Below are 25,998 nucleotides of genomic sequence, written 5' to 3'. Positions count from 1 at the left end.
ATCGTCATTAAGGGAATGCAACATGTCGTTTAAAGAAACAAGTAAAAAATATTTGTCAAAACTTAAACCCAAAGTGCTGATCACCGCTTTGGGCCTGATTTGTTTAGCACTGCTGATCTGGTTTGGCGGGCCGCTGATCGCCATTGCCGGTTATGAACCTCTGTTGAGTCCGTCAGCGCGCATTATCGTCCTGCTCTTGATTGTTATTACCTGGGGGGCGTTTAACCTGAGCTTTAAAGCCAAGGATAAGAAAAAGAACGAGCAGGTGGTGAATAACCTGATCAATGGTGAAGAAGCCGACGGCGGTTCGGCGGAAGACAGGGCAAAAACGGAAATTGATCTGCTGCATAAAAAAATGGCCCAGGCCATCGAGATTTTGAAAAATACCCGGTTTGAGAAGAATAAGGGCATTTATGAACTGCCCTGGTATATCATGGTAGGGCCGCCGGGGTCGGGTAAAACCACGGCGATACAAAACTCCGGACTGGAGTACCCGTTAAAGGAAAAAATGGGCATCGACATGATCCAGGGGGTCGGCGGCACCCGGCACTGCGACTGGTGGTTTACCAATAAAGCGGTGCTGATAGATACCGCCGGGCGTTATACCACGCAAGACAGCCATGCCAAACAGGATGCCCGGGCCTGGCAGGGTTTTTTGGGGTTATTGAAAAAATTTCGGCCGCTGCGTCCCATCAACGGCGTGATCATTTCTATGGGTATGGCGGAGCTGCTTAACCAAACCAAAACCGAGCGCAACCTGCATGCCCGGGCGATCAAGCAGCGGCTGCAGGAATTGCAGAACCAGCTGGGCATGACCTTTCCCGTTTATGTGCTCTTGTCCAAGTCGGATCTGGTGGCGGGCTTTAATGAATTCTTTGATGATTTTGCCAAAGAAGATTGCGAGCAGATCTGGGGGATCACTTTTGATCTCAAAGGGCAGGATGAGCAGGGCAGTACGGTCAGCGGCTTTAATAAAGAATTCCATGGTTTGCTGAAAAACCTCAATGCCCGTATCAATACCCGGTTAAAGGTGGAAAGGGATCTGGATCGCCGTGCGATTATCTACGAGTTTCCCAAGCAGCTGAGGTTATTGCAAAGTGCTGCCGATGATTTTTTAAAAGAAATCTTTTCCCCCAATGCCTATGAAGAAGTGCCTATGCTGCGCGGGGTCTACCTGACGAGCGCCACCCAGGAAGGCACGCCGATAGATCATCTGAGCGCCCATTTATCCACCGGGGTCAGGAACCAGGTTAAATCACAACCGGCTAAACATGTCAGGGGCTATTTTATCAAGGGCTTGCTCGAAGAGGTGATTTTTCCGGAAAAAAACCTTGCCAGTACCAACCGCCAGCATGATAAGCAAAATAACTTGCTCAGGCGGGGTGTTATCGCCGCCGCTTCCGTTTTGACCCTGGGGCTGAGTTTTGCCTGGTGGAGCAGTTATGACTGGAACAGTGGCCTGGTGGATCAAACTCAGCAGGCACTCCTTCATTATCAGGAAGTCAGCGACGGCGGCTTAAATAAAGACACCGAAATTATCACCTTAACCAAAGGATTAACCAGTTTAAGGGCATTGCCTGTCGGTTATGACGGCGAGCAGCTTGTCGATGCCCGTACCATGGGGCTTTATCAGGGGGATAAGTTAAAGCAACCGGCCATCGCCGCCTATGAGCGTGCGCTGCAGGGTTATCTTTTTCCTTACCTGATGAAAGTCCTGAGCCAGGAAATGGCTAATAATGCCTTACATCTTAATTATTTATACGAAACCTTAAAAATCTACCTGATGTTGTATGATGCCGGCCACTATCAGCAAGAAGATGTCAAAATTTGGTTTTCCGCCTATTTTGACCGTAATATTCCCGGCGAGATCAATGCCGGTATCCGCAGCGAACTTAATCAACATCTGGCCACCGCGCTTGAGCTGGGTATGCGGGGGGAGGATTACGCTGAAAACGTGGTCGCCCACGCCCGGGAGGCGCTGACCATGTTGCCTTTGGTGGAGCGGGCTTATCAAAGGTTGAAAAGCGATTTTATGCAAAGCAGTATCCCGGATTTTAAACTGGTGGATATTTTATCTCCCGACAGCCTGGAAGGTTTTACCTTTCAAAGTGGCCGCAGTTTTAATCAGGGGATCCCGGGATTATTCACCTATAGCGGTTTTCACGGTATTTTCAGCATAGAAAAAAAACGTGTCATCAAAAGATTAATCGAAGACAGCTGGGTGTATGGCGATGATCTCAACACCCTGGATGAAGATACCAAGATTGATATTGCCGAACAGCTGGAGCAGAAATATATCCGCGATTATATCTTTTACTGGGAAGATTTTCTCAGCGACCTGATGTTGAAATCTTATGCCAATTCCCGGGACGGGGCGAAAATCACCCACGCCTTATCCAGTCCCGATGCCCCGGTGAAAAGCATTATTGCCGCGGTGAAAAAAAATGTTCAGCTGACGAAAATTCCGCTCTCGAACAATGAAAAAGCAGCGGCGGGCGTGGTGAAAAATGCCACCGACCTTGCCTTTCAATCGAAAAAATCCCGCCTTAGCCGGTTATTGCCGGATAAAGGCGTTAAACTCGATCTGGATTTACCGGGCAAAGAAGTTGAGCAGGCGTTTAGCGATTTATTGGCGATAGATTTACAGCAGCTGGATAAAGTACAGGGCATCTTAAGGTCCATCAACCGCAATCTCGATAAGGTGTCTTTGAGCAACAGCCAGGCCAGCTCTTATATGAACCAGCGCCTGGAAAGTAATTTTGAGCAGCTGGGCGATGAACTGTCCGAGCAAATTGTCGATATGCCATACCCCCTGGCCAACTGGCTCGATACTATCGCGACTCAGACGAAAGGGCTGGCGCGGGCCAACCAGAACGAACGCTTAAACGGTATCTGGAAATCCCAGGTATTGTCAGAGTTTCGCCGTGGTATCAGCGGCCGCTATCCCTTTAACCGCAAATCAAGCAAAGATGTACGCTTAAAGGACTTTAGCCGTTTTTTCGGTTATCAGGGCACTTTAGATAAGTTCTGGCACAAATACTTAAAAGATTATGTCGATACCAGCCAGGTACCCTGGCATTTCACCAAAGATATCGGCATCAGCCGGGATATTTTAACCATGTACCAGAATACGGAAAAAATCCGCGAGGCTTTTTTTGAAACCGGCATGAAATCCCCCCGGATTAATTTCAGCCTGCAGCCGCAATCCCTGGATCGCAATGTCAGTCTTTTTATGCTGGAAATTGACGGTCAGCAGCTAAATTACCGTCACGGGCCGCCGAGAAAAGAGCAGTTTATCTGGCCGGGTCCCAGTGCCAACAGTGAAACCCGGATTGCTTTTACGCCACCCAATGGCGGCCGCTCCATCAATGCCAAATATGCCGGTGAATGGTCATTATTTCGCTTTTTGGACAAATTAAACCGGGAAAGGCCAAAAACTAAGTCGGATGGTTTGTTAGAAATCACCCTAAGTGGTTATAATGCCAAGCTTAAGTTTATGCCCAACAGTGTCAACAACCCCTTTTGGATGTTAAACCTGGAGGGCTTTTCATGTCCGACCACGTTATAAAGGACTTGGGTTTTTGCGGAAAAATCCCCGCCAGGGGAGATTTCGTGCAAAGTGACTTTAATCCGGATTTTTTAAAAAACTGGAATGAATGGTTGCAGGCGGTGGTTGCGGTGAGTCGGGAGCAGGTGAAGGATAACTGGCTGGAATATTACCTCACCAGTCCGGTATGGCATTTTGCTTTATCACCGGGCGTGTGCTGCGAATCCGGGGTATTAGGCACAGTGATCCCCAGTGTGGATCAGGTGAGCCGGCATTTTCCTTTTACCCTGGCGGCGCTGCATAATGTTTCGCCATTGCAGGCCTGGCATAAAAATAACTGGTCTGCCAGCTTTGAAAATGTCATCCTAGAGGTCTTGGAGGATGATTTTGAGCTTGAGCCCTGGTTTGAGCAGCTTAAAAAACAGCAGCAACAGGTCTCGGGTAAGCAGATTGATATCAGCCATATTGAATCTGAAGATAAGATAAAAAAAGGCTGGGTGATCCGGGGAGAAATGGCGCCCGAGCCGATTGAGTTGCTTCATCATCAGTATCTTCACCACTTTGGCAATTACAGTCTGTGGTGGACTTTGGGCTCAGAACTGGTTGAGCCCTGTTTTATTGTTACCGATGGCTTGCCCCAGGTAAGCCAATTTGTTGCCATGATGGACGGCCAGTGGCAACAACGAAACTGGAATACCAGTGAAATATATAGAAAGGAATTATAATGGCTCAATCAAGTCATGCGCAAACTCATAGGGGTACGGTAAGAAAAATCAATGAAGATGCATTTTTAGAGTTGCCTTCATTGGGGATCTGGGTAGTTGCCGATGGAATGGGAGGGCATGCCGCGGGAGATGTTGCCAGTCAGCTGGTGATAGATACCATACAAAGCGTGGTTGAAACCGTACCGGTTGAACAAATGAGCTGTGAACTCTTGACTCAAGCGCTGCAGCAGGCGAACGATAAACTGCAGTTAATGAGCGCCAATGAATTTTCCGGCAAGGTTGCCGGCAGCACTGTGGTGATTTTATGGATCCGTGATAACCGCTATCACCTGCTCTGGGTCGGAGATAGCCGGGGTTATCTGCTTCGAAATGAGCAGTTCAGCCAGGTCACTAAAGATCACAGCCAGGTCAATGATATGGTGGATGAAGGTTTATTGCGCGCCGAAGAAGCTGAGCATCATCCGCTGGCGAATGTCATTACCCGGGCGGTCGGGGTAGATAGCAAATTAGAAGTGGATATCAAAAGCGGCGAGCTGCAAAGCGGTGATGTCTTTTTGTTATGCAGCGACGGTTTAAATAAAGAAGTCAGTGATTTTGAAATTGAGCATACTTTGCTTTCGGGCAATATTATTGATGCCGGTATGGCCTTGATGCATGCTTCGCTCGTCAGGAATGCCCGGGATAATGTCACCTGTATCCTGATAAAAAACAGCCTGCAAAATGAGCTAAACCCGCGTGCCAATGATGAAAGCACCATACCGCTTTTTAATAAATGATAAGCGCGGGCGGAGCGCTTTTGCGAAAGAAAAATAACGCCTGGCAACAGGGGAAAAATTTCCCCTGTATTGTTAAGGTGACTTAGGCTAAACTAGGTCAAAATATAATCGGATGTATATTTAGAAAACCCTATTTGAAGAGCATAATTTGTAGCAAGTTTTATTATTTGAAAACCTGATTTTACACCTGGCTTAAAAGCGGTTGGCCAAACTATTGATTATTCAAGGATGAATATAAGTTTGAATCCCCTGACTCTTGTACTTGACGAATTTATTCAACCGATCTCGGATACTGCTCCAACCGGAACAGATCCCCGTGCGGATGTTTCCCCAACCTCAGCTTATTATCTGCTCAAAGACATACGCAATAGCGCCCGGGCGAAAGAGCGAAATGCCCTGGTAGATGATGAAAGTTTATTATCCCTGGCGGGAGAGTGGCGGCCTGTTTTAGAGCAGGTGCCGCCGGCATTAAAAACCTCAGGTAAAGATCTTGAATTTGTCGCCTGGTTGATCGAAGCCTTATGCCGCTTACATGGTTTTGAAGGCCTGGCTTTTGGCTTTAATCTTGGCGCCGAACTGATAGAACGTTATTGGCAGGATCTTTATCCGACCCCGGATCCAACCGATCTTTCCGAGCGCCTTGCCCCTCTTATCGGCCTTAACGGCATTGAAAGCGAAGGCTCGCTGATCCAGCCGATCAAAGCCATTTTGATCAGCCAAGGTAGCAGTGAAGAGCCTTTTGCCAGCTGGCAATATGAACAGGCGCTTGAAGTGGATCGCCTCGACAGTGAAAAACAGCAAAAACGTTTTGAAGCCGGTGCCGTGTCTTTAGAAGCGGTGCAACTGAGTATCAAGGAAACCCCGGCAGATTTCTATCTGAAGTTAAACCGGGATGTCGATGCGGCGGTCTCGGCTTTCGAGCGTTTATCATCAGTCATGGACAGCGCCATGGCAGGAGAGCCGCAACCCACCAGTTATATCAGTAAAACCCTGGCCGGTTGTGCCAACCACATCAAAAGCATTGCTAAAGATATTCTCAGCCAGGCAGCAGCCGATGATGTAGATCCCGAGCAAGAAATCTCGACCAATAAAGAGGAAGCTAATGTCAGTCCGCTGGACATTGCTGCCGCTGCTTGTGCGCTTGAACAACTTAATAGCCGGGAGCAGGCGATTAAAAATCTAGATCATATTGCCGAATTTTTCCGTAAAACCGAGCCCCATTCCCCTATGTCTTATGCCATAGAGCAAGTGATCCGCTGGAGTGAACTGAGTTTACCCGAATTGCTTCAGGAGCTGATTGTCGATGGTGAAGCCCGTAATGGTTTCTTTAAGTTATCAGGGATCAAAATTGATGAGTGATCCTGGCGGGCAGAGTAAAAAGAAAATTTAAAGAATATCTGAGAAGAAAAGCAAAGAAGAAAAAGCAATAAAGTGCAGGTTTAGTGCGTAGTTTGTAGTGCCTTGTGTTGTACCTGGTTTAGTAACATAAGTTAGTAAAAGTTAGTGACATAAAGGAGCTCACATGGGTATACATGACAAATTAAAAAGGGTTCGAAAGCCCCGGGTCCACATCACCTATGATGTGGAAACCGAGGGAGCCGTAGTGAAAAAAGAATTGCCTTTTGTTATCGGGGTCGCCGGAGATTTTAGTGGTCATAATACCCAAGATCTAAAACCCCTTAAGGACAGGCGTTTTGTGCAAATCGACCGCGATAATTTTGATGATATTCTCAAAAAGATGAATCCGACGCTCGACATTGCCGTGGATAATACCCTGAGTGAAGAGGAAAATTCCCAGTTAAAAGTTGCGCTAAGTTTTAATTCGCTGCAGGACTTTGAACCGGCGGCAATCGTCAACCAGGTTGAGCCTTTGAAAAAACTCATGGATACCAGAAATAAACTCAGGGATCTGATGACCAAGGTAGACAGATCCGAAGACCTTGAAAATATTCTCGAAGATGTCCTGAGCAATACCACAAGCTTAGATCAGCTGGCGGATGAACTTGATCTTAAAGGGGACCAGGAATGACTGCAGAAACCGAAACACTCAGCCAGGAAGGCAGCCAAAGTGGTGAAAGCTTATCTATCCTGGGACAGGCGATAGATGCCACCAAACAAACCGACAGTTCAAGGGCTGAGGAGCTGATCCGTTCATTAACCGAGGAAGCGTTAAAAGGCACGGTAAAATGGAATAAAAACCTGACAGTGACCTTTAACCAGGCGATCAAGGTGATTGATGAAACCATTTCCAAGCAGCTCTCGAAAATTATGCACCATGATGAATTTCAAAAACTCGAAGGCAGTTGGCGCGGCCTTAACCATACGGTGCAAAACTCAGAAACCAATGCGACCTTAAAAATTCGCATGATGAGCCTGAGTAAAAAAGAATTACACAAAGACCTGAGCAAGGCGGTGGAGTTTGACCAAAGCCAGATCTTTAAAAAGATTTATGAAGCCGAATTTGGCACCCCGGGGGGAGAGCCTTATGGCGCCCTGGTGGGTGACTATGAATTTACCAACCACCCGGAAGATATTGAAACCCTGTCATTAATGTCAAACGTTGCTGCTGCCGGTTTTTGCCCCTTTATCTCTGCTTCCGGTGCTTCCCTGTTTGGCTTTGACGACTGGACCGAATTAAGTAAACCCAGAGATCTGGAAAAAGTTTTTGAATCGCTGGAATACACCAAATGGCGTTCGTTCAGGGACAGCGATGATTCGCGTTTTGTGACCCTGACCATGCCCAGGGTACTGGCCCGTTTACCTTACGGCCAGGCAACCAAAGTGGTGGAAGAATTCAGCTTTGAAGAGTTTGAACTGGATGAAACCGGCACCCGCTCGGTAACCACGGCCCATGATGACTACTGCTGGATGAATGCCGCTTATGCCATGGCCACCAATATGGCCCAGGCCTTTAGCCAGTACGGTTTTTGTACCGCCATTCGCGGCGCGGAAGGTGGCGGCAAGGTTGAAGGTTTACCGGCCCATGTTTTTACCAGTGACGATGGTGATCCGGATCTGATGTGTCCCACCGAAATCGGCATTACCGACCGCCGTGAAGCCGAACTTAGTAAGCTGGGGTTCCTGCCGCTGTGTCATTATAAACATACCGATTATGCGGTATTTTTCGGCTCCCAGTCCTGTCAGAAGCCTAAGGTCTACGACAGTCACGATGCCACCGCCAATGCCGCGATTTCCGCACGCTTGCCTTATCTGATGGCAACTTCGCGTTTTGCTCATTATTTAAAAGTGATGGCGCGGGATAAAATCGGCAGCTTTATGGAAGCCGAAGATGTCGAGTCCTGGCTTAACCGCTGGATTTTATCCTTTGTTAATGCTTCCGAGGGCGGCGGACAGGAAATTCGGGCGAAATACCCGCTAGCGGATGCCAAGGTTCAGGTCAAGGAAATCCCCGGCCAGCCAGGCTCCTACAATGCTGTGGCCTGGTTGCGTCCCTGGCTGCAAATGGAAGAGCTTACCGCCTCCTTGCGTTTAGTCGCCAAGATCCCCAGCGTGGGCTAAGTCATTAAGTGAGTGGAGGGGGAGGCTCGGGCTTTCCCCTTTAGCAGCTTAACACCAGCTTTAGCGCTGCTTTGATTATGTATTCTTGTTTAGCCCTTTGGCATTAAGGACAGATGTTAACTATGACGGTGGACAGCATTTCATTTGTTGACGATGAAATATTTCAGCAGGCCCCTGTGTCTGGAGCCGTGTCTGTGCGTGGGGAAAAATTAAAGAACAAACAGTTGCTGGAGCGTTTTCTACGCGAAACCGATACCCTTAAATCTTTATTATTGTGGTTGGAAAATGCTGCAGAAAAACTCACCCGTTTTGATAAAAAGCATGTCTTGCCTGTACTGCTTAAAGCCATCAATGAAATAGACAGGCAATTAGAGCAGCAGATCAACAGTATTCTCCACCATCCAAGGTTTCAGGCGCTGGAGGCTGCCTGGCGCAGTTTAGCATATGTCACCGGGCAAAAAGCGACATTTGATAAGGGGAAAAAAGTAAAAATCAAGCTACTCGATTGTAGCTGGCAGGTGTTGAGTAAAGATATTAATAAGGCGATTGAGTTCGATCAAAGTGAGTTTTTCAAACTGGTTTACAACAATGAGTATGATATGTCAGGCGGCGAACCTTTCGGGGTGATCATAGGAAACTATCACATCCGCCATAGCAACAGAGCCCCTAATGATGTAGGAAGCGGCGTGGGCAATGGTTTTAGTAGCTCCCAGACAAGCGCCAGCCATGACATTGATGTACTCAAAGATATTGCCCGCTGTTGTGCCGCGGCGTTTGCGCCTTTTATCACTTCGGTGCAGCCGTCATTTTTTGGCGCCGATGATTTTTCCGATCTCGCCGGCCACAGTGACTTCAGTCATTTCTTCGGCGAGGATGAATACCTCAAGTGGCATACGTTAAGGAACATGGACGAAGCCCGTTTTCTCGGCTTGACCTTACCCTATGTTTTAATGCGGGCACCTTATCTTTCCGACGGTAGTCGCAGTGAAGGTTTTAAGTTTAAAGAAAGTATCATCAATGCCCAGCAAGATCATTTATGGGGGAATGCCGCGTTTGCTTTTGCCGGCGTGCTTATCCGCGCTTTTAGCGAGTCCGGCTGGTTCGGGCAGATCCGCGGCATGGTGCCGGGGGAAAAGAAAAAAGGCCTGGTGTGCGACTTACCCCTGTGCCGTTATGAAACCGACTTATATCAGAACAGTCCTAAGCCGTCGGTGAATTTGCTGGTGGGAGACCGGGCAGAAAAGGCACTATCAGATCTGGGTTTTATTCCGCTTTCTGCTGTGCCCGGCAGTGAACATTTAGTGTTTTACTCCAATGCCTCGGTGCAAAAACCGCAACAGTTTGACTCTTTGCCCGCCTGCGTAAATGCGAAATTATCGGCCATGCTGCAATATATTTTATGTGTCTCCAGGTTTGCCCATTACTTAAAAGTACTGGGGCGGGAAAAAATCGGCTCTTATCATTCTGCCCGCCTGTGTGAGCAGGAACTGCAAACCTGGCTGCACCAATACACCACGGGCTCGGATTCTGCCTCCTATGAAGTACGCAGCAAATATCCGCTGCACAGCGCAAAAATCAAGGTGAAAGAAATGCCGGGTAAACCCGGCCATTATTATTCCGTTATCCAGTTGCAGCCGCATTTTCAGCTGGATCAAATGGTGTCCAGTATCAAGTTGGTGACCGAATTAACGCCTAAACACTAGTTTAAGGAAGATGAATGAAAGAAATAAAAAGCATGTTGCAGCAGGGGCGTTTAACAGACGTCATCAGCCATATTGAAACCCAGTTGCGCGATGACCCTCTCAATGTTGATCTTAAAAGTGCCCTGGTGGAGCTGTTGTGCATTAATGGTGAACTGGAACGGGCGGACCAGTTGATCAATGCCATGGTACAAAAACATCCTGATCTTATTGTCGGCGCTTCAAACCTGCGTTTGCTGATCCGTGCGGCACAGGAGCGCCAGGACTTTCTACAGGGGCAAGGGGTGCCTAATCTCTTTAACGAAAGAGATGAATATCTGGAGGCCTTTATGAAGCTGAACCTGGAAATCAACCAGGGACAGGAAGGGGAAGCGTTGCAGCAGGTTTGTGAGCAGCTCGAGCGCAGCAGGCCGGATACCCGGGTCAAGATTAATGACAGCAGCAGAAAAATTGTCAGGGATCTTGATGATACCTTAGGGGGCTTTATCGAAATTTTCGGCACCGACGGCAAGTTTTATATCGCCCAGTTAGCCGAGCTGGATTATCTCCATTTCAAGCCGGTGTCTTCATTGCTTGAACAGGTATGGCGCCGGGTTGATTTAAGCATTAAAGGCGGCCCCAGCGGTGAAGCTTATCTGCCGCTGGTTTACGCCAACAGTGTAACCGATAAGCAAAAGCTTGGCCGCGAAACCGACTGGCAACAACTGGCGCCGGAAGTGTCGCGGGGGGCAGGGCAGAAAATGTGGTTTGTAGATGATAAGGCAATGGCAATATCAGAGGTGAACCACATCAACTGCGTCTCCCTTGAGGGCGAAGCCGAATAATGTGCCGGGAGCTTGGCAGAGAAAAAGGCAGGAAAAAGCTGCCCAATTTAGCGGGAGGTCGCTATGAGTCAATATAACCGGCAAGCCATTGAAGTGTCCTTGCTGGATAAACTTATCGATGACAACCCCGAGCAGCCGGATATCAGGGAAGGGCACAGAGGTGTCAGCTTAGAGCAGATCCGTGCCAATGTCAGGCGAGATCTGGAAAATTTGCTTAATGCTAAAGTGCCTTGGCAAACCTGGCCGGAATGTTACCGGGAATTGGATAACTCTTTGGTGAACTATGGCCTGCAGGACTTTTCCAGTATGGCGGTGGGCAGCCTGGAAGGGCGGCAATTATTATGTCAGAAAGTAGCGGATGCCATTAAAAGGTTTGAGCCGCGCTTTATCGAAGTGGAAGTGGAAACCGTGGATAACGAGCAGCCGCTGGACCGTATTTTGAGGTTGCGTATCAATGCCCTGTTATATGCCGACCCCGAGCCGGAATATATCAGCTTTGATTCCGAGGTAGAGCCGGTGAACTTAGGCATGAAAGTACAGGAAACTCAGCTGTAAGTTGTTTTTGTTTTCTTTTCTTTGAAGGTAAAAGCAGAAGCTAGGTGTTGAAAGTGAAGTTAAAGGTAAAAGTGCAAAGGATGGTATTTTGAACGAAGACTTGCTGAAATATTACAACCGTGAATTGGCCTTTATCCGTCATATGGGGGCTGAGTTTGCCAGTAAATATCCTAAACTGGCGGGACGGCTGCGATTAAGTGACGAGCAGGTGGAAGACCCGCATGTTTCCAGGCTTATTGAAGCCTTCTCTTTGCTGACGGCGCAAATCCGGCAAAAATTAGACGACAGTTTTCCGGAATTAACCCAGGCGCTGCTCGGCCAGCTCTATCCGGATTATCAGGCGCCGATCCCTTCGATGACGGTGATTAAAATGATCACCGAAAATGTCTCTACCACGGGCATTACCCTGCCCCAAGGCACTAAGGTAGATACCCGGGTCGAGGGCATGAAAACCTGTCATTTTCGCACTTGTTACGATACTGAACTCTGGCCGCTGGAAGTGCAGCAAGCCAGTTTTCAAAATGCGCCTTTTACTGCTCCTGAGCCTGTCTGGCAGCAACAGCCCAAAGCGGTGATCAAACTTTCCCTGGCCACGGAATTTGAAGAAGTGTCTATGCCCGGTTTGGGGGTCAAGCGCTTGCGTTTTTACCTTAACGGCCAGCCCCACCAGAGTTTGTTGTTATACCAGCTGTTATTCGAGCATTGCCTTGGCCTGGCCATAGTGCCGTCAGGGCAAATAGAGCAGGCTAAATATTTGCAGCCAAGGCATATTAAGGCCGTGGGGTTTGATGATGAGCACAAGGTCATCCCATACAGCCAGCGCACCTTGTCCGGCTATCGCTTATTGGTGGAAAACTTTATTTTTCCGGAAAAATTCTTATTTTTTGAACTGGATGAATTGGACAGCTCCTGGGCCGGGATTGAAGATAAATGGGATATCTATTTTTATTTAAAGCAAGGCTCGGAAGATCTGGAAAAACAGGTGGGGGCCGGTCATTTTTTACTTGGCTGTACCCCGGTAATTAATTTATTTGAACAGGAGCTGGAACCGGTCAGGCTGGAGCCGAGTTTATATGAATATAAACTTGCCCCCAGGTATCTTGATGCCGAAGTGGCGGAAATTATTAATATCGGCGAAGTTACGGCTTACGATCCTAAAGACAATAAGGTCAGTATCAGCCCTTTTTACGGCGAAACCCATCCCGCCTATTTAGATCAAAACCGTATGTTCTGGCATATCAACCGCCAGGCGTCGAGCTGGGCCGGGGGCTTTGCCGAGCAGGGCACGGAAGTCTTCCTGTCTTTGGTGGACCATGAATTTAAAGGTTTCACTGCCCCGGATGAATACGGCACCTGGTTGTTGAGTATCAACGCGCTGTGTAGCAACCGTAACTTACCCGCCCACTTGCCGTTTGGCACCGATGAACCGAAAATGTTTGTGCCGTCAAGGGCGGATATTATCAAGCAGGTGAAATGCCTGTCGGCGCCGACCATGCCGGTAAGGGCGGCACTTGATGATGCCAGTCGCTGGCAGCTGGTCAGCCATTTATCGCTGGAGCATTTTAGCGGACCGGATGCCTTAAAGACATTAAAAGAAACATTGAAGCTTTATGACTTTAAAAGTTCGCCGGAAAATAAAACCCTGATTGAAAATATTACCGGCGTTACCATCACCAGCGCCACCGCCAGGGTGAACCAGCAAGGGCGCATCAGTTTTTGCAACGGCAGCGAGATTGAGCTGGTTTTTGCCGGGGATCACTATGGCGGCAGCGGGGTATTTTTCTTTTGTACCATACTGGACCATTTCTTTGCCCAGTATGCGGCAATCAACAGCTTTACCCGTTTAAGTGTGCGCTTTAAGGAGCAGGAAGGCATATATCACACCTGGCCAAGCAGGGCCGGCAGGAGGCCGCTGTTATGAGCATAGATGCGTTAATTAAAGATCCTGCTGCTTTTGACTTCTACCAGGCGGTATATATCCTGCAGCGCCAGCTGACGGGGGAAAAGCAGCAGTTTAGGAAAGTCGGTTTTGATAGTTTGCCAAAACATGAGCTGATCCGTTTTAAGTCGGAGCAGCATCTGGGTTTCCCCGGGCAGGCGATAGCGGCAATAAAACAGGCGGGCACCGACGAGCAAGATAATATCAGTGTCGATATGCTGGTTTCTTTTATGGGCTTGACCGGCCCGAGCGGGATCTTACCCCGCCATTACAGCGAGCTTATTTTGCAGCGGCTGAAATTTAAAGATACCGGTATGCGCGACTTTTATGATGTTTTTAACCACAGGCTGATTTCCCTGTTTTACCGGGCCTGGGAAAAATACCGTTTTGCCATTAATTTCCAGAATGCGAATTATCAGGGGGAAAATGGCACTAAAAACAATGACAAAAGTCAATCAGATCCCTTCAGCCAGGTATTGGCCCGTTTAAGCGGCGGTGAGGGTTTTAATCAATATTATGCCGGACTTTTCAGTAAAAAAATTCGCAGCAGCGACGGTTTGCAGCAAATATTGTCGGAATTTACCCGCGCGAAAGTGCGCATCGAACAATTTCAGGGAAAATGGCAATACCTGCCGGGCAGTGAACAAACACGGCTAGGTTCCCGTCAACAACCGGAAGGCCAGTATGCCCGTTTAGGTCTTGATGCCAGTATCGGTAGCCGGGTATGGGATATTAATTCTTCTATTGCCATTCACCTCACCCCGGAGGCCGGGCAGGAGGTGAAGGATTTTTTACCCGGTGAAAGTAGCGCGGAATTGGTAAAACAAGTGATAAAGCGCTATCTGGGTAATGCCGTTAAAGTGAAAATTCTGCTGCATATTAAACAGCGGGATGTGCCGCCGGCACAGTTATCAGGGGCCGGTGTGCCTCTGGGCATGGGCTGTGGTTTATTAAGCCGTGTGGAAAAAGAGAACAAGCCTTGTACCTTATCCTTGTCCTGATAGGCAGGTCAGGGGATACAAAGCTTTTTGATAATAAATTAAAGGACTAATATTTATGTCAGCCATGACCTTGAATAAACTGGTGGAGAAACTTAACCCCGTATGCCGCCAATCGCTGGAAGCCGCGGCGGGTATTTGCCATAGCCGCAGTCAGTTTACGGTGGAAATGGAGCATTGGCTGCTGGCCATGTTGGAGCAGGATGCCGGTGATTTAAGCTTGATCCTGGCAAGTTTTTCTGTGGAAAAAGAGCGCTTGCTGGGGCAGTTACGCCAGGGGCTGGAAAAGCTGAAAACCGGTAACAGTGCTGCGCCGAGTTTATCCCCGCATATCGTTAATTTGCTGCGCCAGACCTGGCTTAATACCAGCATAGAATTTAACGACAGCCAGATCCGCTCTGCTTATGTGATTTATACCTTGCTCAATGATGACAGCTTAACGGCGTTAATTTCCCGCTCCGGTGGAGAACTCACGAATATTGACCCGGCGCAGCTATTACATGCCTGGCCGCAATTGGCCGCCAAATCTGAAGAGTCGGGCCTTACCGCACAGGGTGGCACGCCGTTAGCGCAGCAAGAAAATGCAGGCCTGGGCGGTTCACAGAACACCCCGGGATTAAATCAGTTTACCCAAGATCTTACCGCGCTGGCCAAAGCGGGGAAAGTTGATCCTATCCTGGGGCGGAATAATGAGATCCGCCAGATGGTGGATATTCTCACCCGGCGCCGCCAGAACAACCCGATTTTAACCGGCGAAGCCGGGGTCGGTAAAACCGCCGTGGTGGAAGGTTTAGCGTTAAAAATCGCCGAGCAGGATGTGCCGGATGCTTTAAAATATGTCAGCATCCGGGTGCTGGATCTGGCCCTGCTACAGGCTGGCGCAGGCATGAAGGGGGAATTTGAGAACCGGCTTAAGTCACTGATCAGCGAGGTGAAAGCCTCGCCGACACCGATTATTTTATTTATTGACGAAGCCCATACCATGATTGGCAGCGGCGGGGCGGCGGGACAAAACGATGCCGCCAACTTATTAAAACCTGCCCTGGCCAGGGGGGAATTACGCACCATTGCTGCCACGACCTGGGCGGAATATAAAAAATATTTTGAAAAAGACGCTGCTCTTAGCCGTCGTTTCCAGGTGGTAAAAATTGAAGAGCCGAGTGAAGGAGCCGCTGTGGTGATGATGCGCGGCTTATTGCCGGTGATGGAAAATCATCATCAGATTTTTATTACCGACAAAGCTCTTAACGCCGCGGTAAGTTTATCACATCGTTATATCAGCGGCCGGCAGTTACCGGACAAGGCGGTGAGTTTACTCGATACCGCCTGTGCCCGGGTGGCCATGAGCCAGGCATCGACCCCGGGGCCGATAGAAAACCTGCAGCGCAAGACCCAGCAGCTGGAAACGCAAATCAGTTTGCTCAACAGGGAAGCGAAAACCGGCGTTGACCATAAGCAAGCCATCACCGACCTGGAGCAGGAACTAAGCGATGCCCGGGAGGAGTTAACCTCGTTAACATCCCTTTGGCAAAGCGAGCGGGATCTGGTGGAAAAAATTACCAGTCTGACTCTGGAATTACAGGATGAGCAGAAAAATACGCCGGACTTAGTGACCGAGCTTAATCAGTTAAAAGCCACCCTGGCAGAAAACAAGCAGCCCATGGTGTTTTATCAGGTAGATGAACAGCTGGTGGCGGAAGTGATCGCCGACTGGACCGGTATTCCTGTCGGGAAAATGCAGCACGATGAAATTGCCACCATTTTAGCCTTACAGCAAAACCTGGCCGGGCGCATTGTCGGGCAGGATCATGCCCTAGCGCTGATTGCGAAAACGGTACAAACCTCGCGCGCCCAGCTCGGGGATGAAAAGCGTCCCAACGGCGTGTTTCTGCTCAGCGGCCCCAGCGGGGTCGGTAAAACCGAAACTGCCCTGGCCCTGGCGGAGCAGGTTTACGGCAGTGAAGATAATGTGACCGTGATCAATATGTCGGAGTTTAAAGAAGAACATAAGGTTTCCCTGCTGCTGGGCTCACCTCCGGGTTATGTCGGTTACGGCGAAGGCGGGATATTAACCGAAGCGGTGCGCCGTAAGCCCTATAGCGTGATCTTGCTCGATGAAATGGAAAAATCCCATCCCGGGGTGCAGGATATTTTCTATCAGGTGTTTGATAAAGGCACCATTAAAGACGGTGAAGGCCGGGATATTGATTTTAAAAACACCATTATCATTATGACCTCAAATGTTGGCACAGAGACCACCATGGAGTTATTTGCCGATGAAAATACCGCCCCTTCACCCACAGGGCTGGGCAAAGCGATACAGGATGATTTGCTCGGGCACTTTAAACCGGCGTTTTTAGGCCGGGTAAATGTTATTCCTTATATTCCGCTAAGCCGTGACATGCTCACCGATATTACCGAGCTTCAGTTGGCGCGGGTTGCACAGCGATTGGAAAAACATTACCAGGCCAAGTTTGAATACAGCCATCAGGTGGTTGAGAAAATTGTCGGCATGTGCCGGGATGCTGGCTCGGGGGCGCGTAATATCCATAATATTTTGCAAAATACCCTGCTGCCTGAGTTGTCGGTAAGAATATTAGAAAAAATGACCGGTAATGAAGTCACAACTTCGGTGAAGGTGAATATCAAGGGCGGGGAATTTAATTATAAATTATAAGGAAGCAGGATAAATTTGCTTGTCCTTAAGGCTTGATAGCATAACGTTAAGCAATAAGGGCAAGTAAGTGCCAGAGCCCATAGCAGTGTTATGGGCACTGGCATTAACCGACATACCCCGGGAAAACAGTATCAAGGCATGCTGGAGTTTGGTTTGTCTGCACTGCTGGCGTTAACCGGGGTTGTCGATACTACTTTAGTATAATTTCATTATATTCAAGTAGTAATGTTAACGGCCTTAGGCTAATTTTTACGGGTTAAAGCCGGTTAACTTTTTGCCTGGCCACTTTCGTAAAGCGAAAAAGAATACTTATCTACACGTTGGAAGTTTGCAGTAAGCGGGAATAAGGAAATTAAGTTCATATTGAACGGGTTTGAAGTACTTCAAACTTAACTTAGCTTATCCATAAAGGATAAAAAAACATGCAAAAGGAGCATTGAACATGCAAGCAAATACCTACCTGGACTATGAAGGAATAAAAGGCGAAGCCACGGCTGAAGGCTACAAGGACTTGATCACCATTAAGTCTGTTGACTGGAATGTGACCCGTGAACTCTCCGCTCATACAGGTACTGCACAAGACCGTGAAGCCAGCGCCACCCGTTTGGGTGATGTGGTGATCACTAAGTTGCAAGACAGCGCCTCTCCTGACTTGTTCAAGGAAGCCACCATAGGTAAAGGCAAAAAAGCGGTTTTTCATATCACCAAACAAGGAGATAAAATCGAAGAAATCATGAAAATCGAACTCACCGATGCCATGATTTCCAACTACAGTGTGTCGATTCAGGCAGACAGACCCACCGAAAGCATCACCATCAGCTACACCGAAATGATGATGACGGTTACTCCGACAGACGATAAAAACAATGTCACTGCGCCGCTGGTTTACGGCTACAGTGGTGTTAAAGGTCAGCAAATGTAAGTTTTATACATGCTGATGGCCCCGGGCTTTCTCCCTAAAAAGTTTCCGGGGCTTTTCCTTTGATGTTGGCTACAGGTATAGAGGCAAGGAATGCAAAAGGCTACGCAAGAAAATAATGTCATCAGTATCGACACACCTTTGGGTAAGGATGTGCTTTACTTAACCCGGTTTGCGGCAGAAGAAAGCATGTCGCATCCCTTTAGCTATCAGGTAATGATGTTTACCGTAGGCACTAAGATTGCCCTAAAAGATCTGGTGGGGAAAAAGGTCTGTATCTCATTGAGAAATGCCGAAGGCGGCGGGGATATGCGCTATTTTCACGGCGTTGTCTCTCATTTGGAATCTTTAGGCATGCGCACCTCAGACAGCGAGGTGGCACAGGATTATATCGATTATCGTGCTGTGGTGGTGCCAAGTGTGTCTTTGATGGTCAAACGCAGCAACTGCCGCATTTATCAAAACCTGTCGGTACAGGAAATTGTCGCCGATCTATTCGGCCAGCACCAGGTGGATTTTAGCGATAAAACCACTAAAACCTACCCAAAATACGATTACTGTGTGCAATATCATGAAAGCGATTTTGACTTTATCAGCCGTTTATTGCAGCAAGAAGGCATTTTTTATTTTTTCGAACACAGCGACAGCTGCCATACCCTGGTATTGGCGGACGATATCACCGCCTATAAAAAATGCGCCGAAGATAAAGTCAGGTGTTTCTCCGGCCATCTGGCCCAGCCCCATATCGGCCACTGGCAGGGGGGCCTTGGCATGGTCAGCGGCGGCTATGCGCAAAAAGGTTATGACTTTGAGCAGCCGGGACTCTTTCCCGCCGGTAACAAACTCGATGCCAGTCTGCCATCACAACAAAATTATGAAGTTTATGAATATCTTGGCGAGTCAGAGTTTAATAAAAGGGCGCAGCCCTCTGCCAATGTGCGCCTGGAAGCGTTGCAAAAAGACATGCACCTGGCCGTCGGTCAGGGGGATTGCCGCAGCTTTGCCGTCGGTAAATTCTTTACCTTTGCCGATCATGAAGATGCCCGTTATAAAGGTAAAAGTTATCTGCTGACCCGGATGCGGGTCAATGCCACCCAGCCGAACCAGTCGGGAGCCAACCAAAGCAGCGCCATTGCCGTATACAGTAATGACTTTGACTGTGTCCCCAAAGATACCCCCTATCGGCCATCATTGAAATTTACCAAGCCGGTGATAAACGGCGTGCAAACCGCGGTGGTGACCGGCGATGCCGGTGACGAGCAGCACATCGATAAATATGGCCGGGTCAAAGTACAGTTTCACTGGGACCGGGAAGGAAAATTTAACGGCGAAAGCTCTTGCTGGATTCGCGTGGCGCAAAACTGGGCGGGTAATAAATGGGGGGCGTTCTTCTTTCCCCGGGTCGGCCAGGAAGTTTTGGTGGACTTTATCAACGGCGATCCCGACCAGCCCATTATCAGCGGCGCTGTCTATAACGCCGATTTAATGCCTCCTTATGCCTTACCGGCCAAGAAAACCCAGAGCGGCATTAAAAGCCACAGCACTAAGCAGGGCGGGGCGGATAATTTTAACGAAGTACGCTTTGAAGATGACAAAGGCAAAGAGCTGCTGTTTTTCCAGGCGGAAAAAGACCATGAGCTTAAGGTAAAAAATGATCAAAAAGACAGTATCGGCAATAACAGGGTCACAGAGGTTGTCAGCGACAATAACTTAAAAGTCGGTAAAAACAGGCTTAGTGAAATAGGCGAGGACGATACCTTACATGTGGGTAAAGTACTCAACATTGAGGCCGGCAGTGAAATAATCTTTAAAACCGGCAGCGCCTCCATCACCATGAACAGCGGCGGCAGCATAGAGATTAAAGGCACAGATGTGAAAGTCAACGGCACTACCATTGCGTTAAAAGCTGCGCAGATCAAGTTGAATTAACAGGTGGTTTCAAGGATGGAACAAGGAATGGCATTAATGGACCTGCTTAAATATCCCGGCGTTGGCCGCAACGGACATTTTTGCAAAGGGCATTATCTTTATTGCAACTTCGGCTATCAGTACCTGGCCTGTAAAGCCGCAGATAAGCCGGACGAGCCGCTGTTGGGATTACCTATGATGCAATGTTACGCCGATGAATATTATGCCCGCCAATTTTTAACGACCCTGCACCAATGGAAAAACCCCTTGGATATTATCAGCCGCTTGATGTCTTATCTGCTTGGGGATGAGCAAAGCCTGTCGCGTTTTAGCGAAGCACAGGCCATAAGGTACCTGGTGGATAGCTTGCTTAATCGCGACTTGCTGATTTTTGAGATGGATGAGCCGAGAATGACTTATAGCGGTCATTGGGGCAAGGAATCATCGTCATCAAGTAGCGCAAAAAATAACAATTTGGTGTTGGAAGAAGGAAGTGGGCAGGGAGTAAGTCAAAGCGCTAAGACTTCAAAGCAAACGGCGATCAACTCATCAGAAATTAGTGATAGTGGATCATCAAATGTTCAGGCAGGAGATGCCCGGGTAAAAACAGAGCCGGACAATAAAGAGCTGGCAGCAAGAATCTCCTCAGAAGCATCTGTTGAGGCGGAAGCGACATCACTTGAAGAGGTGAAGCAAAGGTTGGAACAGGCAAGAGAGCGATTAATCGCCACAGGAGAATATCAACCTAAGTATTCCCAGGCTGAGCTTGAAGCATTAGTAGCGCAAGACAGAATAACATCAAGGTTTGTGGTGACTTTGCAAAAGATAAAAGCAGGGGATCAACCTGTTGGCTATAAAAGAGATTCAGGTAGAACGACTACTTGGATCACGACCTTTGATCAGATGGAAAACGGTGATACAGATCCCAAGTTGCTTAATGATCTTAACGGCATGACGTGGGATGATAAGGCCGAATGGGAAATAATCATTATTGATCAAGGGGAGTACTTTAAACAAGATGGTGCCTTGGCCTTCATTCCTACTTATGAAAATACTGCTGCACTTGGACAAGCTGAGTTTTCAGAAGACTTTTCAGAGGAAACTTTACAAACGGTAATGAAACCAGAATATAGTCAGCAATATGCTGATGATATTAGTGATTACAAAGCAAAAGGAGGGCATTTGTATGATTCGAAACAACTTGTACCATATGCTGAAAAAAGATTTACTAATGATCAAGATTATGATGCCTTTATGGCTCGTCATGAATATACCATGGAAATAGGTACTAATGAGCATTTCTCCGGGGATGGCTTAACCAAAACTAAAGGTGAGTCAGGTTACCTTGCCAAGGGACAACACGGCACTTTAGAAACTATTATCTTTGAAAAGTCCCCAGAAACTATGAATGAATTAGAAGCTCGCGGCGCTATTCTTCGTATTCCCGCTAAATCGATTGCTTAGGAGAAATTATGTCTTTCTTAAATACGAATAATTTACCTGTTGGCTATAAAATTATCATTGAAATCTTTGACGCATTTAATCCTGGTGAGAAAATATATTTGATCACAAATAGTCATGAAGCTATTTTTTTATCTAAAGATCCCTATCTGAGTACAGGCTTTCGGGATGAAGATGAACCTGGCTATAGTTTAAATGAATTCACAGTACCTTTATCTTCACTCTCTTGGCTGGTAGATATTATCGAAAATAAATTTTGGAAAAAGCCTAGCCAGGGTGGAGCGCCTGTGGATGTTTTACATTATAAAAATACCGTTGGCGGTGAAGATTTAAAAATAAGGTTTACCCCAAATTGCCTTAAGGAATTTGAACCTGGGATCACCATAAAAAATTACTCCAGACCACATAGACGCTCAAAGTTTTCATCTATTGCCATTCCTTATTACACCTTAAAGGATAAAAAATTACTTCAGGCGATGAAGAGTGTATGAGTAAAGAAGATATACTTGTTTATTAAAGTAAACTTGCAGTATTTGATGTTCATTATGAGGGAGAATTACTCAAGCCTTTGTTACCAATAAAGTAGCTTCTTTGAACCGAAAAATATTTAAGGTCATTTAATGCCAGACGACATATTGATTAAACTAAAAGAAGAACGAGCTTTAGTTGAAAAATTACTAATTGAAGCTAAAAAAAGTTGTGAAGATGCAGAAATAGTACTTGATGCACTTAAACCTTACTTTGATAAGGTCGACAAAATGAATCAGTATCGGCCCATTGGAAGCATAAAACTTGAAAGGTTCATGCTTGAAAGCCCACTTTCAAATGATATGGCTCTTTTCAATTGTTATGGACGATTTGCAAATTTAGTTGAAGGTTTGACGGTATAACTCGTCAATCATATGACTTGATGAAACTTGGATAAACAGGTGAGATTATGTTTTTTAGATACTTAAAATCTCTCCATCGGTAATAAATTTTTGTTGGTAGTTGATGCTTAACAAGACTAAACAGATTAATTAAGTAGCTAAGTATTGTATTGAGGGAAGAAAATGGGAATGCCTGCAGCAATAGTTACCAGTTTTCATGCTTGTCCTAAGGTTAACCCCGGTCCTGTGCCCCATGTTGGCGGGCCGGTAATCGTTGGTTCTCCGAATGTAAAAATCGGTGGCTTACCTGCTGCCCGCAAAGGAGATAAAGCCGTATGTGTTGGCCCGCCGGATACCATTAATGCCGGATCGGGAAGTGTCAGTATTAATGGCAAACCTGCTGCCCGGGTGGGTGACAGTACGGCTCATGGCGGGACTATATTAGTCGGCAACCCTACGGTATTAATCGGTGACTGAATATTTGTTGTTTCGGTTATCTTCTAGGGCAATATAAATCATATAAAACAAGCACACGGATGTGATGAAAGAGATAAGTTTATATCTTGACGAATTACTGGCGCAAAGGCGAGCCATTCACCAAACCTTTTATAGCTACCAGCAAAACCTGGATGAGAATAGTCGATCGCTGACAGCCTGTCTGCGTTTACTAAAAAAGGTAAAAAATAACGGGGCAGAAGATGATACTCAGCTGGTTTTGTTTCAGACAGAAAATGCTGCTGAACTGGTTGAAGCTATCAGGGAAAATACCAGGTTTGAAGCTGATGATTTATTACTGTTGTTACAGCTGATGTTGTCTCGACAGCAGGCGTTAACTGCTGAGGTCATTAGTGCATTAGTGCAATGTAAGGAGCACATACTTCAACTGATGGCGAGTCAATTGCACCTGGCACTGGGTGTTACTAATGAGCAAGAGTCATTTTTACCGTTTGTTTTAGCCAAAGGCAATGCTGAGGCCTATCATGTTTGTTTGTTGGCGGGCTATTATCACAATACCTTAATGAAAACCTTATCCTTTGCCGTTGATAAGGGAGAAAATGAAGCTTTTTCGGATGATAACGAACTGGAAAGTTATATAAAAAAACAGGCGCCTTTAAGCCGTTTGTATCTGAGAGTTTTGTTAACTGCCGCCACTCCTCAAATTGAGATGTCCAAAAGAGCGAATCAAACTGAAAATGATCCGCTGATATTATTAAAGGACTTTGTTGAATATGAATGCCTAAACACTCATCTTTTTGAAATATTTATTGTTTCGTTGGATGAAGCCTCTTTAACCCGGGTGGTTAACCAGTTAAGTAGTTCGCAGGATAATGTCTCTACGCCTGACTGTATTCAAGTAGAGGATAATAAACAAAGCCTGGAGGAGTTTTTAATTTTTGCTATGGCGCTGAGCGGTTACAGTAAGTTCATTCCTTTTCTCGCCCGCTATTTGCAAAAATCAGGATACACCCAACAAGCCTATACTGCCCTGCGTTTAATGTTGGGAGATAAGCTGGATCAATTCATTCCATTAGCTATCCAGTTTGCAAGCGATGAAGCGCAAAGGTTAACGGATTTAAGTTATTACGGTGCGAAAATTCTTGGTTGTTGGCAACAGCTATTAACAGTGGAGCAGGCTCCAGAGAAGCAGCAAGGAGGAAGTGAAGTTGACTCGGAACAGGCAAGGGAGCAAATGTCGGCAAAAAAGGAGGTTCCCGCTCGATTGTTTAATGGCCTGCCGATAACTTTAGACAATATTGAAACGACATTCGTACAGGGCAGTTTATTACATTGCCGTTATGCCAGCTTGCACCAAAAGGTTTTATCTCCGCAGCAAAGAGTTTCACATTATCTATCGGTGGCCGGCTGATGAGTTATATTCTCGAGCACTCACACATTTTACTTGGCGGAGAAACTGACCTTGATAAAGCCTTGCTCCTGGATAAACTGCCGGCAAAAACGTCTTACTCAAAGCTTGAATATGGCCAGCAGGTGGTTTCTGCATTTTGTTCCTTGCCCGATGAAGCGCCAATATTAACGGTTGGCAATAAACTTGAGCGTATTGAAGGGCTTCTTATGCAGCTGTTAGCCAAAATTAGCAAAGAAAATCAGGATAGTGGCACGAGCCCTTATAACCAAATGCCGGTGTTTTGGCTTTTGCCCGAGTTGTCACACCAGCCTTTGCCAAACCAGGAAAAACCCGATGAAGAAAATCAGCATTTACTTGTTTGGGGCGGGCGGTTAAAAAAAACGTTTCCCAGTTTATTTAACCATGAACTTAGTCAGTTTTTCCCTTTTGGCCGGGCGGCATTGCCTATGGCATTAACTTCGATGGCTGAATTGTTAAATGGTCATGTGGTCGAAGGTGGGGGAGAGAGCGGTACTAAAGCCAAAGTTCCCGGGGTTTGTTTTATCGCCGTAGACAGTCTCTATCATGAACTTAATGCCCTGGCACGGGAGAAGCAACTGATCACCGCCGAATGTGACAGCGGCATAGTGCCTTCTGAAGGGGCGATATTCACTTGTATCAAGCCTGCAAATCAGCAGGGCATAGCAATTGATTTACTAGCACAGGAAAGCACCAGCATACATCAGCGTTCTTTGGGTGTTGAAAGTTTGTTTTTAAAAGTCTCGCAGGAGTTAGCTGGGCAAGAAGAAAAAGTTACTCACTTATACTTGCCCGGAAATGGCGACGAAACTTTATCTCAACCCTGGTTAGATGCTTATTTGAGGCTGGCGCCGTGTCTTGAGGAACGGGCGAGCATTACCCAGAGTGCCTTATTTACTGGAGAGCTAGGTTGCGTTACCGGCTTATATAATTTACTTCATCTGTATAACGGCTTTGAGCAGCAGGAGTTGGTTGGCAAGGTAGTACAGCTTGAACAGTCACAGTCTTTGTATCAGGGACTGGCTCTTTATTCCTGGCAAGAGACAGAGAGCAATCAGCAGCCCTCCTGATGAGCTAAGTGGCCAGGTGTTTTTGGCCGTGACTGACAGGTATATGACCTGCTATTAACTTGGCTTATCTTCTATTGCTATATGTATTTATCAAAAAGTGTGAGATATTCAATCCATTAGTTCAATATATCATCGAAAGTGGAGATATTATTGTCTATGAAGCTGTTTGCCAAAATGAAAGCACTGTTTATCGGGGTCGAAGAGAATGCTGTGCCTGAAGTCGGTAATAGCCCTGAATTAATAGCCAAAATTCATCACTTGCTGGTGGCTATTGAAGCTAACAATGCTGAAATAGTGGGAGCTGGTATTTATTCGACCTCGGGTCATAACAATCAAAGCCTGGTGTATCGCGCCGTGGCTTTTGCACAGTACCGCCTGGATGAGGTCTTGGGCAGCTGTGATGATAACGCCTTAATTGCAAAATTTATCACCTGCATAAATGCATCAAAAAACGAGTTTGAGCAAAACAACTACGATCCCGACGGGGCAGGTGTCGGCACTCTGGTGGATATTGTTAATGGACTGAAAGGGTTGGAAGAGGAGTTAAATGCTAATGGTGCTGAAGATGAAGCATAAATACTTGCCTTAGTCATTATCCAGGTCTGTGCCTGGTTTCTTATCTGTAT

Annotated in this window: 21 protein-coding genes; all 21 read left to right on the top strand. The window is 47.0% G+C overall.

Annotation, left to right across the window (positions count from 1 at the left end; translation table 11 throughout):
• The first annotated feature begins 22 nt into the window (after positions 1 to 22).
• The 21 genes from tssM (at position 23) to QL234_RS15390 (ending at position 25,948) form a co-directional block, all read left to right on the top strand.
• Positions 23 to 3,568: a type VI secretion system membrane subunit TssM gene (gene tssM / locus QL234_RS15490; RefSeq protein WP_281558724.1), complete on the top strand. Its 3,546-nt coding sequence runs from the start codon at positions 23 to 25 to the stop codon at positions 3,566 to 3,568.
• Positions 3,550 to 4,272, top strand: coding sequence for a type VI secretion system-associated protein TagF (gene tagF, locus QL234_RS15485; protein WP_281558723.1), 723 nt, complete (start codon positions 3,550 to 3,552; stop codon positions 4,270 to 4,272). Before tssM ends, tagF begins: the two co-directional genes overlap by 19 nt.
• On the top strand, positions 4,272 to 5,048 hold the full coding sequence (locus QL234_RS15480; protein ID WP_281558722.1) for a protein phosphatase 2C domain-containing protein: 777 nt from the start codon (positions 4,272 to 4,274) through the stop codon (positions 5,046 to 5,048). Before tagF ends, QL234_RS15480 begins: the two co-directional genes overlap by 1 nt.
• 240 nt (positions 5,049 to 5,288) lie before the next feature.
• Positions 5,289 to 6,407: a type VI secretion system protein TssA gene (tssA, locus tag QL234_RS15475; RefSeq protein ID WP_281558721.1), complete on the top strand. Its 1,119-nt coding sequence runs from the start codon at positions 5,289 to 5,291 to the stop codon at positions 6,405 to 6,407.
• 163 nt (positions 6,408 to 6,570) lie between these two features.
• Positions 6,571 to 7,077 (top strand): type VI secretion system contractile sheath small subunit, encoded by a 507-nt coding sequence (gene tssB / locus QL234_RS15470; RefSeq protein WP_281558720.1) that lies wholly within the window; start codon positions 6,571 to 6,573, stop codon positions 7,075 to 7,077.
• Positions 7,074 to 8,567 carry a type VI secretion system contractile sheath large subunit gene (tssC, locus tag QL234_RS15465; protein ID WP_281558719.1) on the top strand — a complete coding sequence of 498 codons (1,494 nt, stop codon included), beginning with the start codon at positions 7,074 to 7,076 and terminating at the stop codon, positions 8,565 to 8,567. Before tssB ends, tssC (QL234_RS15465) begins: the two co-directional genes overlap by 4 nt.
• 122 nt (positions 8,568 to 8,689) lie before the next feature.
• The gene (gene tssC, locus QL234_RS15460) at positions 8,690 to 10,270 is read left to right on the top strand and encodes a type VI secretion system contractile sheath large subunit (RefSeq protein WP_281558718.1); all 1,581 of its coding nucleotides are present in this window, start codon (positions 8,690 to 8,692) and stop codon (positions 10,268 to 10,270) included.
• A 14-nt stretch (positions 10,271 to 10,284) separates the two neighbouring features.
• Positions 10,285 to 11,091: a type VI secretion system accessory protein TagJ gene (locus tag QL234_RS15455; RefSeq protein WP_281558717.1), complete on the top strand. Its 807-nt coding sequence runs from the start codon at positions 10,285 to 10,287 to the stop codon at positions 11,089 to 11,091.
• A 63-nt stretch (positions 11,092 to 11,154) separates the two neighbouring features.
• Positions 11,155 to 11,646, top strand: coding sequence for a type VI secretion system baseplate subunit TssE (gene tssE, locus QL234_RS15450; RefSeq protein ID WP_044831484.1), 492 nt, complete (start codon positions 11,155 to 11,157; stop codon positions 11,644 to 11,646).
• Between the two features lie 88 nt (positions 11,647 to 11,734).
• Entirely contained in the window at positions 11,735 to 13,567 is a 1,833-nt protein-coding gene (tssF, locus tag QL234_RS15445) for a type VI secretion system baseplate subunit TssF (protein WP_281558716.1), read from the top strand.
• Entirely contained in the window at positions 13,564 to 14,586 is a 1,023-nt protein-coding gene (gene tssG / locus QL234_RS15440; RefSeq protein ID WP_281558715.1) for a type VI secretion system baseplate subunit TssG, read from the top strand. Before tssF ends, tssG begins: the two co-directional genes overlap by 4 nt.
• Positions 14,587 to 14,641: 55 nt before the next feature.
• Entirely contained in the window at positions 14,642 to 17,260 is a 2,619-nt protein-coding gene (gene tssH / locus QL234_RS15435) for a type VI secretion system ATPase TssH (protein ID WP_281558714.1), read from the top strand.
• Between the two features lie 442 nt (positions 17,261 to 17,702).
• The gene (locus QL234_RS15430) at positions 17,703 to 18,182 is read left to right on the top strand and encodes a type VI secretion system tube protein Hcp (RefSeq protein WP_044831486.1); all 480 of its coding nucleotides are present in this window, start codon (positions 17,703 to 17,705) and stop codon (positions 18,180 to 18,182) included.
• Positions 18,183 to 18,272: 90 nt separating this feature from the next.
• On the top strand, positions 18,273 to 20,108 hold the full coding sequence (locus tag QL234_RS15425; protein WP_281558713.1) for a type VI secretion system tip protein VgrG: 1,836 nt from the start codon (positions 18,273 to 18,275) through the stop codon (positions 20,106 to 20,108).
• 27 nt (positions 20,109 to 20,135) lie between these two features.
• Positions 20,136 to 21,551, top strand: coding sequence for a hypothetical protein (locus QL234_RS15420; RefSeq protein WP_281558712.1), 1,416 nt, complete (start codon positions 20,136 to 20,138; stop codon positions 21,549 to 21,551).
• 8 nt (positions 21,552 to 21,559) lie between these two features.
• Positions 21,560 to 22,039 (top strand): hypothetical protein, encoded by a 480-nt coding sequence (locus tag QL234_RS15415; RefSeq protein WP_281558711.1) that lies wholly within the window; start codon positions 21,560 to 21,562, stop codon positions 22,037 to 22,039.
• Positions 22,040 to 22,168: 129 nt separating this feature from the next.
• Positions 22,169 to 22,438: a hypothetical protein gene (locus QL234_RS15410; RefSeq protein WP_281558710.1), complete on the top strand. Its 270-nt coding sequence runs from the start codon at positions 22,169 to 22,171 to the stop codon at positions 22,436 to 22,438.
• Between the two features lie 162 nt (positions 22,439 to 22,600).
• A complete protein-coding gene (locus tag QL234_RS15405) occupies positions 22,601 to 22,894 on the top strand; it encodes a PAAR domain-containing protein (RefSeq protein ID WP_281558709.1) in 294 nt (97 codons plus the stop codon).
• Between the two features lie 64 nt (positions 22,895 to 22,958).
• Positions 22,959 to 24,284 (top strand): hypothetical protein, encoded by a 1,326-nt coding sequence (locus tag QL234_RS15400; protein ID WP_281558708.1) that lies wholly within the window; start codon positions 22,959 to 22,961, stop codon positions 24,282 to 24,284.
• Positions 24,284 to 25,372 carry a hypothetical protein gene (locus QL234_RS15395; RefSeq protein ID WP_281558707.1) on the top strand — a complete coding sequence of 363 codons (1,089 nt, stop codon included), beginning with the start codon at positions 24,284 to 24,286 and terminating at the stop codon, positions 25,370 to 25,372. The genes QL234_RS15400 and QL234_RS15395 overlap by 1 nt, the downstream gene beginning before the upstream one ends.
• A 156-nt stretch (positions 25,373 to 25,528) precedes the next feature.
• Positions 25,529 to 25,948: a hypothetical protein gene (locus QL234_RS15390; RefSeq protein ID WP_281558706.1), complete on the top strand. Its 420-nt coding sequence runs from the start codon at positions 25,529 to 25,531 to the stop codon at positions 25,946 to 25,948.
• Positions 25,949 to 25,998 lie beyond the last annotated feature (50 nt).

Origin of the sequence: Thalassomonas sp. RHCl1 (assembly GCF_947387555.1) — a bacterium.
GTDB lineage: Bacteria > Pseudomonadota > Gammaproteobacteria > Enterobacterales > Alteromonadaceae > Thalassomonas.
This window is presented reverse-complemented; position numbering and strand designations above follow the sequence as displayed.

Coding starts and splice junctions, on each gene's coding strand:
- tssB (WP_281558720.1), top strand. CDS start 6,571: ATGGGTATACATGACAAATTAAAAAGGGTTCGAAAGCCCCGGGTCCAC.
- QL234_RS15405 (WP_281558709.1), top strand. CDS start 22,601: ATGGGAATGCCTGCAGCAATAGTTACCAGTTTTCATGCTTGTCCTAAG.
- tssH (WP_281558714.1), top strand. CDS start 14,642: ATGTCAGCCATGACCTTGAATAAACTGGTGGAGAAACTTAACCCCGTA.
- QL234_RS15425 (WP_281558713.1), top strand. CDS start 18,273: ATGCAAAAGGCTACGCAAGAAAATAATGTCATCAGTATCGACACACCT.
- tssC (WP_281558718.1), top strand. CDS start 8,690: ATGACGGTGGACAGCATTTCATTTGTTGACGATGAAATATTTCAGCAG.
- tssM (WP_281558724.1), top strand. CDS start 23: ATGTCGTTTAAAGAAACAAGTAAAAAATATTTGTCAAAACTTAAACCC.
- QL234_RS15480 (WP_281558722.1), top strand. CDS start 4,272: ATGGCTCAATCAAGTCATGCGCAAACTCATAGGGGTACGGTAAGAAAA.
- tssE (WP_044831484.1), top strand. CDS start 11,155: ATGAGTCAATATAACCGGCAAGCCATTGAAGTGTCCTTGCTGGATAAA.
- QL234_RS15400 (WP_281558708.1), top strand. CDS start 22,959: ATGAAAGAGATAAGTTTATATCTTGACGAATTACTGGCGCAAAGGCGA.
- QL234_RS15395 (WP_281558707.1), top strand. CDS start 24,284: ATGAGTTATATTCTCGAGCACTCACACATTTTACTTGGCGGAGAAACT.
- QL234_RS15430 (WP_044831486.1), top strand. CDS start 17,703: ATGCAAGCAAATACCTACCTGGACTATGAAGGAATAAAAGGCGAAGCC.
- QL234_RS15420 (WP_281558712.1), top strand. CDS start 20,136: ATGGCATTAATGGACCTGCTTAAATATCCCGGCGTTGGCCGCAACGGA.
- QL234_RS15415 (WP_281558711.1), top strand. CDS start 21,560: ATGTCTTTCTTAAATACGAATAATTTACCTGTTGGCTATAAAATTATC.
- tagF (WP_281558723.1), top strand. CDS start 3,550: ATGTCCGACCACGTTATAAAGGACTTGGGTTTTTGCGGAAAAATCCCC.
- QL234_RS15390 (WP_281558706.1), top strand. CDS start 25,529: ATGAAGCTGTTTGCCAAAATGAAAGCACTGTTTATCGGGGTCGAAGAG.
- tssG (WP_281558715.1), top strand. CDS start 13,564: ATGAGCATAGATGCGTTAATTAAAGATCCTGCTGCTTTTGACTTCTAC.
- QL234_RS15410 (WP_281558710.1), top strand. CDS start 22,169: ATGCCAGACGACATATTGATTAAACTAAAAGAAGAACGAGCTTTAGTT.
- tssC (WP_281558719.1), top strand. CDS start 7,074: ATGACTGCAGAAACCGAAACACTCAGCCAGGAAGGCAGCCAAAGTGGT.
- QL234_RS15455 (WP_281558717.1), top strand. CDS start 10,285: ATGAAAGAAATAAAAAGCATGTTGCAGCAGGGGCGTTTAACAGACGTC.